Origin of the sequence: Salinivibrio sp. YCSC6, assembly GCF_004916735.1 — a bacterium.
GTDB classification, from domain to species: domain Bacteria; phylum Pseudomonadota; class Gammaproteobacteria; order Enterobacterales; family Vibrionaceae; genus Salinivibrio; species Salinivibrio proteolyticus.
On sequence record NZ_CP039517.1, the window covers coordinates 495,912 to 513,456 of the forward strand.

General features: G+C 45.1%; 15 protein-coding genes. All 15 read left to right on the forward strand.

From position 1 onward, the window contains the following. Positions 1 to 8: 8 nt before the first annotated feature. The 15 genes from E8E00_RS16090 (at position 9) to hcp-2 (E8E00_RS16160) (ending at position 17,517) form a co-directional block, all read left to right on the forward strand. Positions 9 to 410, forward strand: coding sequence for a GFA family protein (locus E8E00_RS16090; protein WP_069586789.1), 402 nt, complete (start codon positions 9 to 11; stop codon positions 408 to 410). A gap of 11 nt (positions 411 to 421) precedes the next feature. After that, positions 422 to 934, forward strand: coding sequence for a GNAT family N-acetyltransferase (locus E8E00_RS16095; protein ID WP_168174081.1), 513 nt, complete (start codon positions 422 to 424; stop codon positions 932 to 934). A 305-nt stretch (positions 935 to 1,239) separates the two neighbouring features. Further along, complete coding sequence (locus E8E00_RS16100) at positions 1,240 to 2,997, forward strand: PAS domain S-box protein (RefSeq protein ID WP_096631899.1); 1,758 nt, start codon at positions 1,240 to 1,242, stop codon at positions 2,995 to 2,997. Positions 2,998 to 3,092: 95 nt separating this feature from the next. Continuing rightward, the gene (locus E8E00_RS16105; RefSeq protein WP_240531966.1) at positions 3,093 to 3,353 is read left to right on the forward strand and encodes a glutathione S-transferase N-terminal domain-containing protein; all 261 of its coding nucleotides are present in this window, start codon (positions 3,093 to 3,095) and stop codon (positions 3,351 to 3,353) included. A 75-nt stretch (positions 3,354 to 3,428) separates the two neighbouring features. After that, complete coding sequence (locus E8E00_RS16110) at positions 3,429 to 3,716, forward strand: hypothetical protein (RefSeq protein ID WP_131825055.1); 288 nt, start codon at positions 3,429 to 3,431, stop codon at positions 3,714 to 3,716. A gap of 302 nt (positions 3,717 to 4,018) precedes the next feature. Continuing rightward, entirely contained in the window at positions 4,019 to 4,537 is a 519-nt protein-coding gene (gene hcp-2 / locus E8E00_RS16115) for a type VI secretion system effector Hcp-2 (protein ID WP_069590456.1), read from the forward strand. Positions 4,538 to 4,660: 123 nt separating this feature from the next. Further along, positions 4,661 to 6,760: a type VI secretion system tip protein VgrG gene (gene tssI, locus E8E00_RS16120; RefSeq protein WP_096631897.1), complete on the forward strand. Its 2,100-nt coding sequence runs from the start codon at positions 4,661 to 4,663 to the stop codon at positions 6,758 to 6,760. A 4-nt stretch (positions 6,761 to 6,764) separates the two neighbouring features. Further along, positions 6,765 to 7,274, forward strand: a complete 510-nt coding sequence (locus E8E00_RS16125; RefSeq protein WP_168174080.1) for a DUF4123 domain-containing protein — start codon at positions 6,765 to 6,767, stop codon at positions 7,272 to 7,274. A 1-nt stretch (position 7,275) separates the two neighbouring features. Next, positions 7,276 to 10,896 carry a LysM domain-containing protein gene (locus E8E00_RS16130; protein ID WP_168174079.1) on the forward strand — a complete coding sequence of 1,207 codons (3,621 nt, stop codon included), beginning with the start codon at positions 7,276 to 7,278 and terminating at the stop codon, positions 10,894 to 10,896. Then, entirely contained in the window at positions 10,883 to 12,004 is a 1,122-nt protein-coding gene (locus E8E00_RS16135; protein WP_096631889.1) for a tryptophanase, read from the forward strand. Before E8E00_RS16130 ends, E8E00_RS16135 begins: the two co-directional genes overlap by 14 nt. Positions 12,005 to 12,154: 150 nt before the next feature. Then, positions 12,155 to 13,273, forward strand: coding sequence for a tryptophanase (locus tag E8E00_RS16140; RefSeq protein WP_096631887.1), 1,119 nt, complete (start codon positions 12,155 to 12,157; stop codon positions 13,271 to 13,273). Between the two features lie 180 nt (positions 13,274 to 13,453). Next, the gene (locus E8E00_RS16145) at positions 13,454 to 14,572 is read left to right on the forward strand and encodes a tryptophanase (RefSeq protein WP_096631885.1); all 1,119 of its coding nucleotides are present in this window, start codon (positions 13,454 to 13,456) and stop codon (positions 14,570 to 14,572) included. Positions 14,573 to 14,752: 180 nt separating this feature from the next. Then, entirely contained in the window at positions 14,753 to 15,871 is a 1,119-nt protein-coding gene (locus tag E8E00_RS16150; RefSeq protein ID WP_096631883.1) for a tryptophanase, read from the forward strand. Positions 15,872 to 16,051: 180 nt separating this feature from the next. Then, positions 16,052 to 16,807 carry a DUF2931 family protein gene (locus E8E00_RS16155; RefSeq protein WP_240531965.1) on the forward strand — a complete coding sequence of 252 codons (756 nt, stop codon included), beginning with the start codon at positions 16,052 to 16,054 and terminating at the stop codon, positions 16,805 to 16,807. A 191-nt stretch (positions 16,808 to 16,998) separates the two neighbouring features. Then, positions 16,999 to 17,517 carry a type VI secretion system effector Hcp-2 gene (gene hcp-2, locus E8E00_RS16160; protein ID WP_069590456.1) on the forward strand — a complete coding sequence of 173 codons (519 nt, stop codon included), beginning with the start codon at positions 16,999 to 17,001 and terminating at the stop codon, positions 17,515 to 17,517. Positions 17,518 to 17,545: the final 28 nt, after the last annotated feature.

A 17,545-nucleotide genomic window follows, 5' to 3' on the forward strand; every position in this document is an offset into this window, starting at 1 on the left:
TAAAGCTGATGAAAACGCTTAAAGCGAGTTGCCTGTGCGGAAAAATACACCTCTCTTTCCCGGATGAATTTCTTTATATGGGGAATTGCCATTGCTCTGAGTGCCGCAAATTTACTGGCGCTGATTATTCATCCGTGGGTGGCATTGAAAAGAGTAAAGTGGCTATTGTGTCGGGCGCGTCAGATATCCGCTATTACCCCAAAAGTGACGAAACCGAACTCGCCTTTTGCGCGCACTGCGGAGCCAGTTTGTTTTCACACAAAGTGAAGAAAGGGCTTTTCAATATTCGGCTTGGCATCCTCGATACGGCACCGCGCCATGCCCCGGACTTTCACATTCATATCGCGTCCAAAGCGCCTTGGCACTCGCCTAATGAAGCGTTGAAACAATTCGAACATGGCCCTGACTGATGGGAGAGACTATGCAACTGTTAGTGCGTCGACTGACGAGCCACGACCGAGAGGCGTTGCTCGCGTTTGAACAGGTTAATCGAACCTATTTTGAAACCTTCGTTGATAGTCGCGGTGACGCTTTTTATAGTCTTGACGGAGTTGCTGAGCATATTGAGTCACTGCTTATGCTTCACGCGCAAAACGAACACATTCCCATGCTGATTACTGATGCGAGCCAAGCCATTATTGGTCGCGTTAATATCAGCCAAATTGATGTGGTATCAGGGACAGGGTCGTTAGGCTATCGCATTGCTGAGAAGCAAACTGGGAAGGGCGTGGCCTCTCGTGCGGTCAAATATGCGTTAGATGTTGCACGTGAGTATGGGCTAAATACATTGCATGCGCTGGCTGCGACCACCAATATTGCTTCTCAAACCGTACTAACACGCAATGGCTTTATTGAATGTGGCACGGTATCGAATATCGCCCGTGTCGCTGGGCACAATATCGATGGTGTCTGTTACCAAAAAGCGCTGAGGTAGTATTAGACCTGACGGTGCGGATGACATGACGGTAAATATCATAATATGACTACAACTGGATACATTCGCACGCCACTCTCATCGGACCTCTAACAAGGTGATAACACGCATGTGGAACGGCTGGCTTGATTATGATGCATAGGTCATTAATTTAAAAAGGCAATTTTATTGGCGAATGTTTATATACTCATACTCTCTTTGAGATACTCATTTTTTTTACACCTCCTTTTACCAATAAACGAACTAGTTTTACCCTCACATTAGTAATGATATTTGTATTAATAATGTTAATGGGAGGGCTTGCCATGTTTAAGTCAAAGTTACTAAGAAAGGGTGAGGGTGCACTACAGCAAGTCCTCGATCAAGCCATCGATGCGATTGTGACGATTGACCACCACAATAACATCACCTACTACAATCCCGCCGCTGAGCGTTTGTGGGGATATCGTCCCGATGAGGTCCTCGGTAAAAATGTGAAAATGCTGGTGCCGAGAATGTATCAGGCGAATCACGACAGCTATGTGAATAACAACCGAAATACCGGTGAGGACAAGATTGTTGGCACATCGCGCGATGTTCAGGTTGAACGTAAAGATGGCAGTATCGCATGGTGTAACCTTTCGTTATCGAAAGTCCAAGTTGGCAAGCACATCCACTATACCGCGTTTGTAAAAGACATCAGCAAACAGAAAGAGTCGCAAGAAATCATTAATCAAACCCTCGAACAGTGTATTGATGCAGTCGTCACGATTAACAGCAAGAATGAAGTGATCTTTTTCAATAAAGCGGCTGAAGCATTGTGGGGATGTAAACGAGACGAGGTGTTAGGCAAAAATGTGAAAATGCTGGTGCCTGCTGAGATCCAATCTAGACATGATCAATTTGTGAACGCCAACAGGGAGACCGGCCAAGACAAAATCGTGGGCACGTCACGCGATATTGAATTACACACTTTTGACGGCCAAACGATATGGGCAAATCTATCTCTATCTCGGGTCAAACTCGACAGCGGTGATATTCTCTACACCGCGTTTGTGAAAGACATCGACGCGCAGAAAAAGCAGCAAGAAGAATTTAAGGTACTGTCACTGGTGGCTAACGGGACGGATAACTCAGTGATTATCACCGACCCCAATGGCTTGGTTGAGTATGTGAACCCTGGGTTTACCAACATGACGGGCTATACCTTGGAAGACATGGTTGGTAAAAAGCCTGGGCATGTATTGCAAGGCAAGAACACAAGCCCAGAAACCGTGGCGCGCATTCGGCATAATCTTGATAATAACCAGCCTTTTTACGAAGAAATACTCAACTATACCAAAGCGGGTGAACCTTACTGGATCTCGTTATCGATTAACCCAATTTTTGGTCATGATGGTCAAGTCGAGCGGTATATCTCGGTGCAGGCGAATGTTAATGCAACCAAATCTGAAGCGGTGGAGAATGATGCCCGTCTAAAAGCGATTTCCGAAAGTAACATCGTGATTGAGTGCGACTCGCAAGGACACTTTGAGTTGATCAATAGTCATGGCTTAAATGCCCTTGGGGAAAAGAGTCTGGACGCATGCCAACGCCGTTACCGCGACTTAAAAGGGTTAGTCGGCGATTATGATCTAAAACGTCTCCAATCTGGCCAAGTCATTCAGCAGCATTTTACCTGTGAACATGAGCACAAGCGTGTGACGGTAGAAGCTGTAATGTCACCTGTGTTAGATGACGAAGGAAAGCTTTCCAAAACTATCGTTTATGGCTCTGATGTGAGTGAACGGAACGCGGTGATCAGCGACACGCATGGATCGATGGTGCAAATTCTAGATAGCATTGGCACCATTACAGGGACGATTAACGGTATTTCTGACCAAACCAATTTACTGGCTCTTAATGCGGCGATTGAATCTGCTCGGGCTGGGGATGCGGGCCGAGGATTTGCTGTGGTAGCGGATGAGGTGCGTGCGCTGGCACAAAAAACCACCGCATCGGCGTCAGAAATCAGTGGCCTCATTGATGAAACCCGTACACTCGTCGAGCGGTTGTCGCAATTTAGTGCCAACAAAGCGAGTTGATGACTAGCATCAATACCGTCTTCAATGCCATCATTAGGGATAAACAATGACAGTAAACAGCGGCACACCCATGGCCGCTTTTTCAAAAAGGAAACATGATGGCTGATTTGAACGCACTAAGCTTGTATCACAAAGAACACTGCCCATTTTGTCATAAAGTTCGTGCGGTGATGGCGGAGTTAAAGCTCGATATCCCGCTGGTGGATATGAATGCGAATGCACAAGAGTGGCAGCGCCTGCAAACCGAAGGCGGCAAAGGCATGGTACCTTGTCTGCGTATCGACCAAGGCGGTGAGACGCACTGGATGTATGAGTCAGACGATATCATTGAGTACTTGCGCGACAACTTCGCGTAAGTTGCTGGCTTGATACTGAAAGGGACGTCGCTTGGGTGATGTCCCCTTCATTCGTTGTGCAATCACGCGATGCCAATGCCTCCACCTTCTTCAACCCCCTGTGTGATTTGTCAGCACCAACGCCCGCTGACCTTCCATCACCTGATCCCGAAAACCTGCCATAACAATAAGTGGTTTACCAAACGCTTTTCCCGCGCCTACATGCGCGAGCATGGTATCTGGGTATGCCGACGTTGCCACGCCTTTATCCATCGTCAATTCAGTGAAAAGCAGTTAGGCCGCTCCTACCACACGCTTGATCTGTTGCTCGCAGAACCTGTCATCCAAGATTATGTGACTTGGGCTCGAAAACAGCGATCTTGATGATTTCCTGACAATCTCCTCTAGTCGTTTGTCGACAATATAGTGTTTCTCGACAATACAATCTGGCTTCAATAATGCCGATTTAGATATGACAACCATGTTGACTCATCGTTAATCTGACCGTAAAGCAACTTCTTGCCTCGCCGAGCAAAAACTTGCTTGTGGCGTGCAAAAAATTGGTCAGTGAGAGAGTAAAGCACTGAATTTTAGGGCTAAAAAAGCTGGCATGCATTTCGCTATATGGGATAGCGAACAGAGGCACCGACTGGAAAGCCTCTTCCATTAATAAGAAAGGAGCGATTATGCCAACGCCATGTTATATCTCGATTGAAGGTGAAACTCAGGGTTTGATTACTGCCGGTGCCTGCACCGCGGATTCTATCGGTGATGCCTTTGTAGAAGGCCACGAAGACGAGATGCTGGTACAACAGTTTGACCACAACGTGACGGTACCGACTGACCCTCAGTCAGGTCAGCCATCAGGCCAACGTGTGCACAAGCCATTTAAATTCACTGTTGCGCTCAACAAAGCGGTGCCGTTGCTTTATAACGCACTGGCGTCAGGTGAGAAGATGTCAACGGTTGAGCTGAAGTGGTACCGCACGTCGATTGAAGGTAAACAAGAAAACTTCTTTACCACCAAGCTGGAAAGCGCCTCGATTGTGGACATTCACTGCGAGATGCCTCATTGCCAAGACCCGGCGAAGTCAGACTTTACGCAGAACCTGACGGTGTCGATGTCTTACCGCAAAATCACGTGGGACCACGTCAACGCAGGTACTTCAGGCTCAGACGACTGGCGCAAGCCTATCGAAGCCTAATCTTTCATGGCGACATGAAGACACAAACAGCCTGCCTTTACGGGCGGGCTGTGGTGCGTTGAGCCAGACGGCAGGGTCTGGCTGAACGTATCAGGGTAAACAAGCAGGGCGAAGGATACACAGATGGCGACATTGCAAATAGCGTTAACCGTGGCGGGGCTGGACCCGCAACCGTTCGTGGTGGTGGACTACCAAGGGGACGAGTGCCTCTCTCACCAAGCTGGCCTAAATGGCAACCCGGTGTATGGGTTCCAGTATGAGGTGGCCTTGGCGAGCCGCCATACCGACATCACGCCAGAGCAAGTGGTCGACAAACCGGTGCAGCTGACATTGTGGCGCAATGGTGAGCTGGTCAAACGGGTGCAGGGTATCGCTAGTGCCTTTAGCCAAGGTGACATTGGTCATCACTTTACCCGCTACCGCTTAACCTTGGTGCCCGCCCTGTATCGTCTGTCGCTTCGCCAAAACAGTCGTACCTTCCAGCACCAAACCGTGCCGACTATTCTAGAAACTCTGCTCACGGAAATGGGGGTGACGGAGGTTAGCTTCTCGCTAACCCGTGACTATGCCGAGCGCGAATACTGTGTGCAGTACCGTGAAAGTGACTTAGCGTTCTTCCACCGCTTAGCGGCAGAAGAAGGCTTGGTGTATCACCATGAGCACGATGCCAACACCCATACCCTGATAGTGACTGATGCGCCCGACAGCTTGCCCCAGCTTGACAGTCCTGTGCCCTATAATGCTGTCAGCGGCGGTCGCACTGATACCCCGTATATCTATGGCCTGACACGCCACACCGCGGCACGCCCTAGTCACACGGCCTTAAAGGACTACAGCTTTAAAAAGCCAAGCTACAGCTTCCAACAAGCGGCGCAAGCCGATGGCATTGATTACCAGCGTACCGACAGCTACGAGCACTTTGACTTCCCGGGCCGTTTTAAAGACGACGCCACTGGACAGGCGTTTAACCAAACCCGCTTAGAGTTCTTACGCCGTGAGGCTGAACACGCCAACGGGCAAAGCAATGAACCCGCATTACGGGCTGGCTATCGCGTTACCATCAGCGACCATCTGGATGAGAGCGTGAACCAAGCGTGGCAAGTGGTGCGGGTGCATCACCAAGGCAGCCAACCGCAAGCACTGGAAGAAGAGGGCGGCCAAGGCGCCACCACCTACAACAACCAGTTTATGCTTATTCCTGCCACCACCCCGTGGCGCGCCACCCCCACGCCCAAACCTCAAGTGGATGGTCCCATGATAGGCACCGTGGTGGGACCGGATGGCGAAGAAATCTTTTGTGATGAACACGGGCGAGTGAAAGTCCACTTCCCGTGGGACCGTTATTCCAACGGCGATGACAAAAGCAGCTGCTGGATACGGGTGGCGCAAGGCTGGGCAGGCAGCCAATACGGCATGATGGCGATTCCCCGCATTGGCCATGAAGTGATTGTGTCCTTCTTACACGGTGACCCGGACCAACCGATTATCACCGGGCGCACGTATCATGCGACCAATGTGCCGCCTTATACCTTACCGGCACACAAAACCAAGACGGTTTGGCGCAGCGAGAGCCACCAAGGTGAGGGCTACAACGAGCTCACGTTCGAAGACCAATCGGGCAGTGAGCAAGTGTATTTACACGCCCAAAAAGACTGGCACACCGAGGTAGAAAACGACCGCGTGACCGAGATAGGTCATGACAATCATCATCAGGTACACAACGATCAATTTCATCGTGTGATGGGCAATGCGCATCATACCGTGGAGGGAGAGAGTCGCCAGTACACCCAACAAGACCAAACCCTGATTGTCGACGGCTCGCTGCATGTTAAAGCTGGCCAAGTGTGGGTGAATGACGCCAGCAATGAAATTCATATCAAAGCCGGTCAAAAAGCGGTGATTGAGGCAGGGAGTAGTATCACGGTCAAAGCCGGCGGCAGTTTTGTCAGCATTAATGGCGGCGGTGTCCACCTTGTGGGCCCAGCGATTAACCTCAACTCAGGCGGCAGCCCCGGTGCAGGCAGTGGCTATGCGGGTAAAGTCGCCGCCCTCCCGTTTGGGGTGGAGTCGCCAGAGAGTCCGGATCCTTTACCCCTGCAGCTTTCGCCTGCGACCTTAAAAGTGGCATCGGTGGCAAACCTTCCTGTGCTGAAATTGTGTCAACGACAATTCGATGGTTCATGTCCTCGCCAAGATTGTCCTTGTTTGCGAGAAGAGGGATAAGTGTATGGCAACGCATTATTGGCTTCTCGTTGATGCAGTAAGGATCAGTGATGCCGCGCAACTGATTCAAGAACACTTTAGTGTCGTGCAAATACTGCCCTTATATGCAGGGACTCCCTTTGATTATCTGCTTGAGCAAAGCCCTTATTTGGTGAATATGGGACCGGATATCGCTAACGTCGAGACATGGCGCACACTGCCTTATTTTGATACCAGCTCGGTAATATTTGCAGTGGATGACAAAATCTGTGCAGATGACTTTATTGTGCACTTACAAGCGATGTTGAAGATAGAAGTTGCCGGTCAAGTTTTATGTTTGCGTTTTCAAAGCCAACGACTTTGGGATGCCGTTTTAGCACAAGCCAATACGGACGATATCGCGCAATGCTTGGGGCCTAGCAAAGGGGTGTTTTGGTTTAACTCAGACGATGTGCCTGTGTGCCTATACAAGCCAAATCCATTTACGCCCGTGGAGGGCGAACAACAAGATTCCGTTTTTAAGCAGTGGGTGTGACATGAAAGAATATAAAATAACGAAAGGTGACTGCTTAAGTCTGATTGCTGAAAAGTTTGGTGTTTCTATCGAGGACCTTCTCAAGCTGAACAGCACGCAAATCAAAGATCCCGATTTTATCTATGCTGGAGATACGCTAAAGATAGAGCTACCGGAACCTGCCAATACGGATACGTCTCGTACACCACTTACACCGCCCCCCACGCAGCCGGCAACGGAAGAAGAGTGCCAGATCGCCGATTTTGTCGATGTTTTATACGTCCCCGCTCATCCTGAAACGGGTGAGAGATGCTGGTATGCCATCACACAAGAAGCCAAGGACCTTATCGAAGAAGAAAGCGGTCTGATGCGAGATGCGGTTGTTGAAGGTGACAATGAGGCAACACTGGCAAACATCAACAAGCTCGGTATCTTGTCCAAGTTTGCTACACGTCCTCATGAAGCGTTTATGGCTGAGGACGAACGGGAAGACTATAAGAGACTGCTTTATTTACGTTTAGTGGTAGAGCGTGATGTTTACAAACGTACTGATGATCCTAAGATGTTTTTAGTGGATGCGGCTAAAGATTTAGGGCTCAATCCGGACATACTAACTATGCGTGCTGACCGGCATAGTCACAGTTATTACGGCAGTGAATATCATGCAGCCGCGTCGATGGCGAGCAATCACCACACCACACTCTCTAACGCTATTATGGCGCGCCTAAAGGCTGCTGTACTAAATGCGATTGATGAGCGTGCAAAAGAGCTCGAGGGCGCGGCAGAGAAGCGGGCGGGTAAAGTAAATACTGATGATGGCACGCGATTTGTCTATCGACACGATCTTAAGTATTTCACGTCGAGACGAGAAGAAACAATAGAGCGTTATATTAGTGACTACCAATATTCGTTGACACGGCAAGATCTCTACCAATCCCCACCTAGTCGAGCGAGCTATGTCTTACAGAGCGTCAGCGAAGATCCGAGTAAAGACAACCGTATTAACGCTGGTTTATCGTGGACGATTAAACAACTGAATAATCATGGCTTTGCCTGTAAAGAACAATGCTTAACCCAGCAACAGCTTGTGGGTGAAGACGGTGATATTTCAGCAGGGCCGCAAGTATTGTGTCGTCAGGGAGAGTCATGGCGGACGTCGCCTGAGCCGATATCAATCGATCAAATCGATATCATTAACAAACTCTACGAAGAGATCACTGGCTCTGCTGTCCTCAACAATAGCCTTGATGAAGAAAGCCTCGCTAACGATATTACCAAAGCGGCATGGGCGTATTATCCCGCTAAAGCCGTTATCCACCTTATGGATATTACCCTAGAGTCGCACAAAAACGCACTTAACCAAATTCTAGGACAAAGCGCAGGCACGCCTCTGGATGAGTTATTTAACAAGCTTCTCACTATCAAATCTGTGGCTAAAGCACGAATTGCGCTATTAAGAAAGCTAGCACTGGCGAACGTTAACCAAGGGCCGAGTGCATTGCCTTTCTTTTTTGCTGACAAGAAGAGTGAGGCGCTGCCTCCCACTTTGACGATGGTGTGGGACGATGATAAATATCGCCCCAAAAACAAGAGTACTAGCGCGTTTGCTAACGATGCCGGTTACAACGATATACAGCCAGTAGAATGTAGCCTTCTCTCCACAGGTAAGGTTTTTTATCTGCGTGGTCCTGAGTGGTATATGCCTAAGGATGAACAAGATGACTTCTACGCCAAGGCATGTAGGCATGTGGAGCCCATCACTCGTCACATCACCTTCATCTCTCAACAAACCGAAAGCTCGAATATTATCGAGGCGAATAGCTTAGATGACGTGCTCGACGGCATAAAAAATAAAAAATTTACGATTAACCTCCTCCCCCTAAAAGCCGAATCTAAATTTGATACTGTCTTTTGGCAAGACAGTTATCATATACAGGGCGGCCAAGTGGAGGGGATAAACGAGCCCGCCTATTCTGCCGACGCCGGCGCACAATTTTTACGTTTTACATCTGCGGCCCAAGGCGATGTTGCTCTAAATCAGCCCTTAGCAAGCTACAAAGGGCAGCTTGAAAACCCGCAAAAAATGGGGGCGTCAGGCAATATCTCTGCATCGCTAGGCGTGTTGCAAGGTCAAGTGAGTGTTTGTCTTTGGTTGCCCCAAAACGATAACAACAAAGCACTCGACGAAAAATCGACAGCTTCCGAAGTGACAGGGCATCCTGTGATTTTAGATTATGTCGATGAGAGTGGACGCACATTCCACTATGATGCTGGGAAACTAATGGCTCGCATCAGTGGTGCGCTATATGGGCTTGTCGGGGTGACATGCCAACTGGGGACCAGCATTACCGTAGGGCCAGCGGACTATGGAAAAGGCTTTGGCATTCGTGGCAGTGTTATCAAGCATGACGATCCTAATATCTACCGAAACGCCACCGAAAATCTGACCGAAAAAACGGAGAAAAAGCTCCAAAGTAGCCTAGTGGCGACTCAGGCCGAGGCAACAGTTGACGCCTTTATGGGCGTAGAAGTTGGCGGATCGCTCGGTTCGGATATCTATTGGATCCCTCCTAAGCAGAAAAAAGCCAAGCCGTTAGGTAAAATTAACGGGCAACTGTCTGCGGCTTATGGGCTTGGCGCGCACCGCGACTTCAGCATCGTCTTTCAAGGTGGTGTGCTGATACTAAAAGCGTCTGGCGGTATTGTAATGGGACCAGGCTGCCGAGGCACCTTTGCCATCGAGGTTCATTCTGCCAATGCCGATGATTTTATTGACTGTTTGCTGGGCGTACTTAAGCGTAGTAACTTCCGCCGCTTATCTGTGTTTGGTGAGGTGGATGAAAACGGTGTGAATGACACCTTTAATATACTAAATGATCTGGCAACTCTCGCAGTGGGTTTAGGGTTATCGTTTTCCAAGGTATTATTGTTGCCTCCCAACTTAATTGAGGCATATAAGAAGGATGTTACAAGTAAAGAGTACGCGCCAATTTTGGCAAAAAGATTGACAGAAGATGAATATATATCGCAGTCAAGAAGTTGGGTGATAAAACTACCTACTAATACACTGAGTAATTTATTAAAAACATTGATAAAAAGCCAAACAAAAGATACTTCAGAAGGAAGTACTAAGTCTATAAATCAACGCCAAGCACAGGCAATCTTAAACATCATGAGCTGGTTAAGTCACGATAAAACGAACCAAGATGAGCATGGCCCTTTTGCCAGTCAGCGGCAGTGGAAAGAAGCCTTGATTGAGATGGCTGATCTACACGCAGGAGCGGATAAACCTCAACAGTGGGAAGCATTCAGAGAGAGCTGGTACAAAATAGCAATATTCGTAGTCAGAGCAACAGCTGGCGGACGAAGTGTAAGCATGATGCGTAATAGCTTTGATGAATCCTCCAAAGCTTTGTGTAATACGATGGTGCTAACCAATTACACCAAAACAGACAATACAAGACGGCTAGGTCCGGTTACCAACACGAAGTATCGAGCCTATGCGCGTTCAGTGGTGGCCAATGCTAGTAACCGAGGTAAAGAAATTAAGCTTAAAAATGATGAAGATAATAATTACATTAAATTAGTACCCGAAGAAAATGAAAAGATCATCGATTGGAGCCTGAAAGATGTCGGTTTATAAAAATATTAGAAAAATCGCTTTTTTGCTATTTGTAGTGATAGCTATTAGTGCTTGTAAGGAAAAAGAAAAGGCGATCAACCCTGAAGATGACATTCCTTTATTCAAAGACTTCATTGAGGAGAACATTAATAAAGTTGCCGATGATCCCTATATATCAAGCACGCTCAGGCCTGATGATGAAATGTATGAGGTTCTCCTTGATTTACAGCGTGGAATTCCGTGGGATGACAAAATACAGCAGCGTTTTTCTAAGCTTATGTCTAAAGGTAATGAACATGCCATGATCATCAAGGCTCGGTCTGGATTATTAAATATCGAGAAACGCAGCTATTGGGCATCAGTACTAACAGACTTGATGGAGAAGGGAAACCCCTATGCAGCCTACTGGTTGTCAAGCAAGAGTAATATTTGTCATATGTATCTTGGCTCTCGTAATTTAGGGAATAAAGTGGCGAAAGATCTTGGCTTAGATACCTCTTACGAAAATAAATATTGCACCGAAGAAATCTATCAAAAAGCGGTCGAGGGGTTTAAAAAACTAGCAGCACAAGGCGATCTGCGCGCTCAGTACTTTTTATTAAAAGATAAAGGCCTCGATACATCAGTAGAAAAACGTGAAGAATACATTAGGGAAGTAATTAGATTTGCAGAACTTCACTATTATAGGCCTCTAATAGATTACTACTTTAATATAACTAAAGTAGAAGATGGAAAGACAGTTTTTTATTCGCCTAGATCAGAGGCTCAGGTGAAAAAATTGCTAAAAATAGCAGCTAATAATAACTACATTCCGGCTTTTGTTTTTTTGATTGATAAAAACACTCCGAAAGATGATTTTCTTTATAATAGATTAAAAATGCTTGGGGCATGGCATTATTTTTGGTCTAGACCTTATTATAAGGAAAAATCTTTGAGTCCAAAGGAACAATATTGTGATGCCAAACTATACAAGTCTATTTTCGGTGATCGATTTTTTGGTGGGAGTTATGAAGGGAAAATAGATATGAGTAATCTAACCTGTAATATTAGTGAACAATTGAATAGCATCGAACCAATGATTTACATTGACTACTTTACTAAAAGTGATGACTGGAGTAGAGGCTACTAATATACTAGAGTCGTCTTTTTATTATTTTCATACTACTTGTATATCCCGCCCAGCGAGTGATACAACACTCGCTGGGCGGTAGCATTCCTTTGCTTTGAAACGTTATGCTGTCTCTTGGCCAAAACATCACTATCTGTTGGGCATAGCACTATGATAAGTCATAAAACGATTATCCAAGTTATACTATTAAGCTTATCGATAAGTATTCTTACCGGTTGCAAAGAAAAGGCGATCAACCCTGAAGATGACATCCCTTTATTCAAAGACTTTATTGAAAGAAACATCGATAAAGTAGCCGATGATCCTTATATATCCAGCACAGTTCGTCCTGAAAGTGAAATGTATGAAGTTCTCCTTGATTTACAGCGTGGAATTCCGTGTGATGACAAAATACAGCAGCGTTTTTCTAAGCTTATGTCTAAAGGTAATGAACATGCCATGATCATCAAGGCTCGGTCTGGATTATTAAATATCGAGAAGCGCAGCTATTGGGCATCAGTACTAACAGACTTGATGGAGAAGGGAAACCCCTATGCAGCCTACTGGTTGTCAAGCAAGAGTAATATTTGTCATATGTATCTTGGCTCTCGTAATTTAGGGAATAAAGTGGCGAAAGATCTTGGCTTAGATACCTCTTATGAAAATAAATATTGCACCGAGGCAATCTATCAAAAAGCGGTCGAAGGATTTAAAAAACTGGCAGCGGAAGGCGATTTACGCGCTCAGTATTTTCTGTTGAAAGATAAAGGCCTTGATAAATCAGTAGAAAAGCGTGAAGAATACATTAAAGAGGTTATTCGATTCGCGGAGTCGCATTGTTATAAGCCATTGATGGACTATACATCTTCATTAAGGAAACAAACAAAAGAAGGAAGAGTGTTTAGTACAGAAAAACTAAAAATTTTATCACTTGATCTCTTCAGAGTAGCAAGCAACAACTACTATATACCTGCGATGAGTAAGTTAGTATATTATGAAAGAGATAATACTGTTCTTTTTGATAGATTAAAAAAATCAGGAGGAAGAAACTATTTTTGGGCTATGGCATTTGATAGAAGTAATGAGTTAACAACCAGAGATAAGTACTGCCATGCTTTGTTATACGAGAAGATATATAGAGATGTTGACTTCTATAGTTTTGACAGTGATTGGCCTAAAAAAGATGATTTCGATGAAGAAATCTGCGAAATAGATAAAGAAATCGATGAGATGAAGCCAATGATTTATATTGATTACTTCACTAAAAGCGATAATTGGGGACAAGGCTGATTTTATGTTCGGTTAAAGTTAGCACTTTCTTAAACTGAAAGGCCTCTCGTATTGATTTGATGTCCTAAATATTTACCGCCCAGTGAGTGATACAACACTTGCTGGGCGGTAGCGTTGCTTAGCTTTAAAACGTTATGCTGTCTCTTGGCCAAAACATCACTATCTGTTGGAAACAGCCCTATGATGCGTCATAAAACGATTATCCAAGTTATACTTTTAAGCTTATCGATGGGTATCCTCACCGGTTGCAAAGAAAAGGCGATCAACCCTGAAGATGACATTCCTTTATTTAAAGGCTTCATTGAGGAGAACATTGATAAAGTTGCCGATGATCCTTATATATCAAGCACGCTCAGGCCTGATGATGAAATGTATGAAGTTCTCCTTGATTTACAGCGTGGAATTCCGTGGGATGACAAAATACAGCAGCGTTTTTCTAAGCTAATGTCTAAAGGTAATGAACATGCCATGATCATCAAGGCTCGGTCTGGATTATTAAATATCGAGAAACGCAGCTATTGGGCATCAGTACTAACAGACTTGATGGAGAAGGGAAACCCCTATGCAGCCTACTGGTTGTCAAGCAAGAGTAATATTTGTCATATGTATCTTGGCTCTCGTAATTTAGGGAATAAAGTGGCGAAAGATCTTGGCTTAGACACCTCTTACGAAAATAAATATTGCACCGAGGCAATCTATCAAAAAGCGGTCGAGGGCTTTAAAAATTTAGCAGCACAAGGCGATCTGCGCGCTCAGTACTTTTTATTGAAAGATAAAGGCCTTGATAAATCAGTAGAAAAACGTGAAGAATACATTAAAGAAATTATTCGATTTGCAGAGAGTCACTATTATAAACCATTGATGGACTATCTGCATACATTAAAGAAACCAAGTCGTAGAGGACTAGAGTTTCGCACTAAAGAATTTAGAGAGCTCGGCCTAGATCTGTATAGAGTTGCGAGTAATAATTACTATACACCTGCAATGAGTATATTGATGGCTTATGAAACAGATAATCATACTCTTTATAATAGAATGAAGCAGTCCGGTGGCCGTTATTACTTCTGGGCAATGGCTATAGACAGAAGTGACGAGTTGACCGAGAAAGAGAAATATTGTCATGCAGTATTATTCGAGAAGATATATAAAGATATTGACTTCTATGGTTTTGATAGTGGTTGGCCTGAGAAAGGCGATTACGATGAAAGCATCTGTAATATAGATAAGGAAATCGCTGAGATGAAGCCAATGATTTATATTGACTACTTCACCAAAAGCGATAATTGGGGACAAGGCTGATTTTATGTTCGGCTGATACTGGAGTGTTCCGAACTCAAAGTTTTCTCCCCGTTTTGATTTGACATCCTAAATATCCCGCCCAGCGAGTGATACAACACTCGCTGGGCGGTAGCATTCCTTTGCTTTGAAACGTTATGCTGTCTCTCGGCCAAAACATCACTATCTGTTGGACACAGCCCTATGATGCGTCATAAAACGATTATCCAAGTTATACTTTTAAGCATATCGATGAGTTTCCTCTCCGGTTGCAAAGAAAAGGCGATCAACCCTGAAGATGACATTCCTTTATTTAAAGACTTCATTGAGGAGAACATTGATAAAGTTGCCGATGATCCTTACATATCAAGCACGCTCAGGCCTGATGATGAAATGTATGAAGTGATGTTAAAGTTACAACGGGGTATACCTTGGAGTGATAGCCGAGAAGAAGAATTCAATCGCCTTATCGAAAAAGGTAATACTCAGGCGACAATTTTACATGCTAGGATGGCGATCATAAACATATTGGAACGCAGCTTGGCAATATCACGACTGGCTAAGGCAATGAGCGAAGGTAATCCTTATGCAGCGTATTGGCTATCAAATAAAAGTAGTATATGCCTTTCATACATAGGCTCAAAAAATTTGGGCAATAAAGTAGCGAAAGATCTTGGCTTAGACACCTCTTACGAAAATAAATACTGTACCGAAGAAATATACCAAAAGGCTGTTGAGGGGTTTAAAAAACTCGCAGCACAAGGCGATCTGCGTGCTCAGTATTTTTTGTTAAAAGACCAAGGCCTTGATAAGTCCGTAGAAAAGCGTGAAGAGTATATTAAAGAGGTGATCCGATTCGCGGAGTCTCATTATTATCAGCCATTGATGGACTATACATCTTCATTAAGGAAACAAACAAAAGAAGGAAGAGTGTTTAGTACAGAAAAACTAAAAATTTTATCACTTGATCTCTTCAGAGTAGCAAGCAACAACTACTATATACCTGCGATGAGTAAGTTAGTATATTATGAAAGAGATAATACTGTTCTTTTTGATAGGTTGAAAAAATCAGGTGGCCGGAATTATTTTTGGGCTATGGCATTTGATAGAAGCAATGAGTTAACAAACAGAGATAAATACTGCCATGCTGTGTTATTCGAGAAGATATATAAAGATATGGACTTTTATGGTTTTGACAGTGATTGGCCTAAGAAAGGTGATTACGATGAAAGTATCTGCGAGACAGATAAGGAAATCGCTGAGATGAAGCCAATGATTTATATTGATTACTTCACTAAAAGCGATAATTGGGGACAAGGCTGATTTTATGTTCGGCTGATACTGGAGTGTTCCGAACTCAAAGTTTTCTCCCCGTTTTGATTTGACATCCTAAATATCCCGCCCAGTGAGTGGTACAACACTCGCTGGGCGGTAGCATTCCTTTGCTTTGAAACGTTATGCTGTCTCTCGGCCAAAACATCACTATCTGTTGGACACAGCCCTATGATGCGTCATAAAACGATTATCCAAGTTATACTATTAAGCTTATCGATAAGTATCCTTACCGGTTGCAAAGAGAATGAGCCTCTCCCAGGAAAACCTTGGCGTGTATCTGTGGTAATGCCTTCATTCTATCCCATTAAAATCACACAAGCCTATGGCGTGAATGAAGAGCAAGATTGGACAATGCCGCTCCATGGTCTGGCTCAATCGATGAGTACAAGTAAGTTAGAATATGTCCGTACTGTGTTTCCTGATTATGATGGTTTTGGCTTCCCTATATCGCCTCTGACTGCTCTAGGTGGGCGCCAATTAGGTTCATCAAATAAACACTTACCGGATAGTATTTATATATATTGGACATCACTCATTAATATGCGTTTTTTTGTGACAAAATATGACCTTTCTCCAAAGTTGAAGGAGTTAATGGCAACAGAGTTAAGCTATACGAGACGTGATGGCACTATTGATGCGTCTTGTTATAGAACTGAATTTTTCTTTGGTATGTTACCTAATGGAAAAGCCAAAGTATGGCTGTGGGGTTGTGGGAAATTTATCTATTTGGCAGAGCTGGATCCTGTACGAGAGAAAGATCGTGACCAAAATGGTACGACTGCCGACGAGTATAGACAAGGTTCCACACCGCAAAGAGTTAGGCAGCGTGGAATAGATGCAGGTGTATCGACTGTCCCAATCCCATGGGAGAAAGTGGGTAAAGTTTATAGCAAAAATACAGTCGAGTTGCTCAGTGAGCAGTAAAAGTGGATAACTCGAAGCAACTTCTTGCCTCGCCGAGCAAAAACTTGCTTGTGGCGTGCAAAAAATTGGTCAGTGAGAGAGTAAAGTACTGAATTATAGAGATAAAAAAGCTGGCATGCATTTCGCTATATGGGATGGCGTACAGAGGCACCGACTGGAAAGCCTCTTCCATTAATAAGAAAGGAGCGATTATGCCAACGCCATGTTATATCTCGATTGAAGGTGAAACTCAGGGTTTGATTACAGCCGGTGCCTGCACCGCGGATTCTATCGGTGATGCCTTTGTAGAAGGCCACGAAGACGAGATGCTGGTACAACAGTTTGACCACAACGTGACGGTACCGACTGACCCTCAGTCAGGTCAGCCATCAGGCCAACGTGTGCACAAGCCATTTAAATTCACTGTTGCGCTCAACAAAGCGGTGCCGTTGCTTTATAACGCACTGGCGTCAGGCGAGAAGATGTCAACGGTTGAGCTGAAGTGGTACCGCACATCGATTGAAGGTAAACAAGAAAACTTCTTTACCACCAAGCTGGAAAGCGCCTCGATTGTGGACATTCACTGCGAGATGCCTCATTGCCAAGACCCGGCGAAGTCAGACTTTACGCAGAACCTGACGGTGTCGATGTCTTACCGCAAAATCACGTGGGACCACGTCAACGCAGGTACTTCAGGCTCAGACGACTGGCGTAAGCCTATCGAAGCCTAAGGGCATAGAGTTGAAGCGCTGGCTTGGA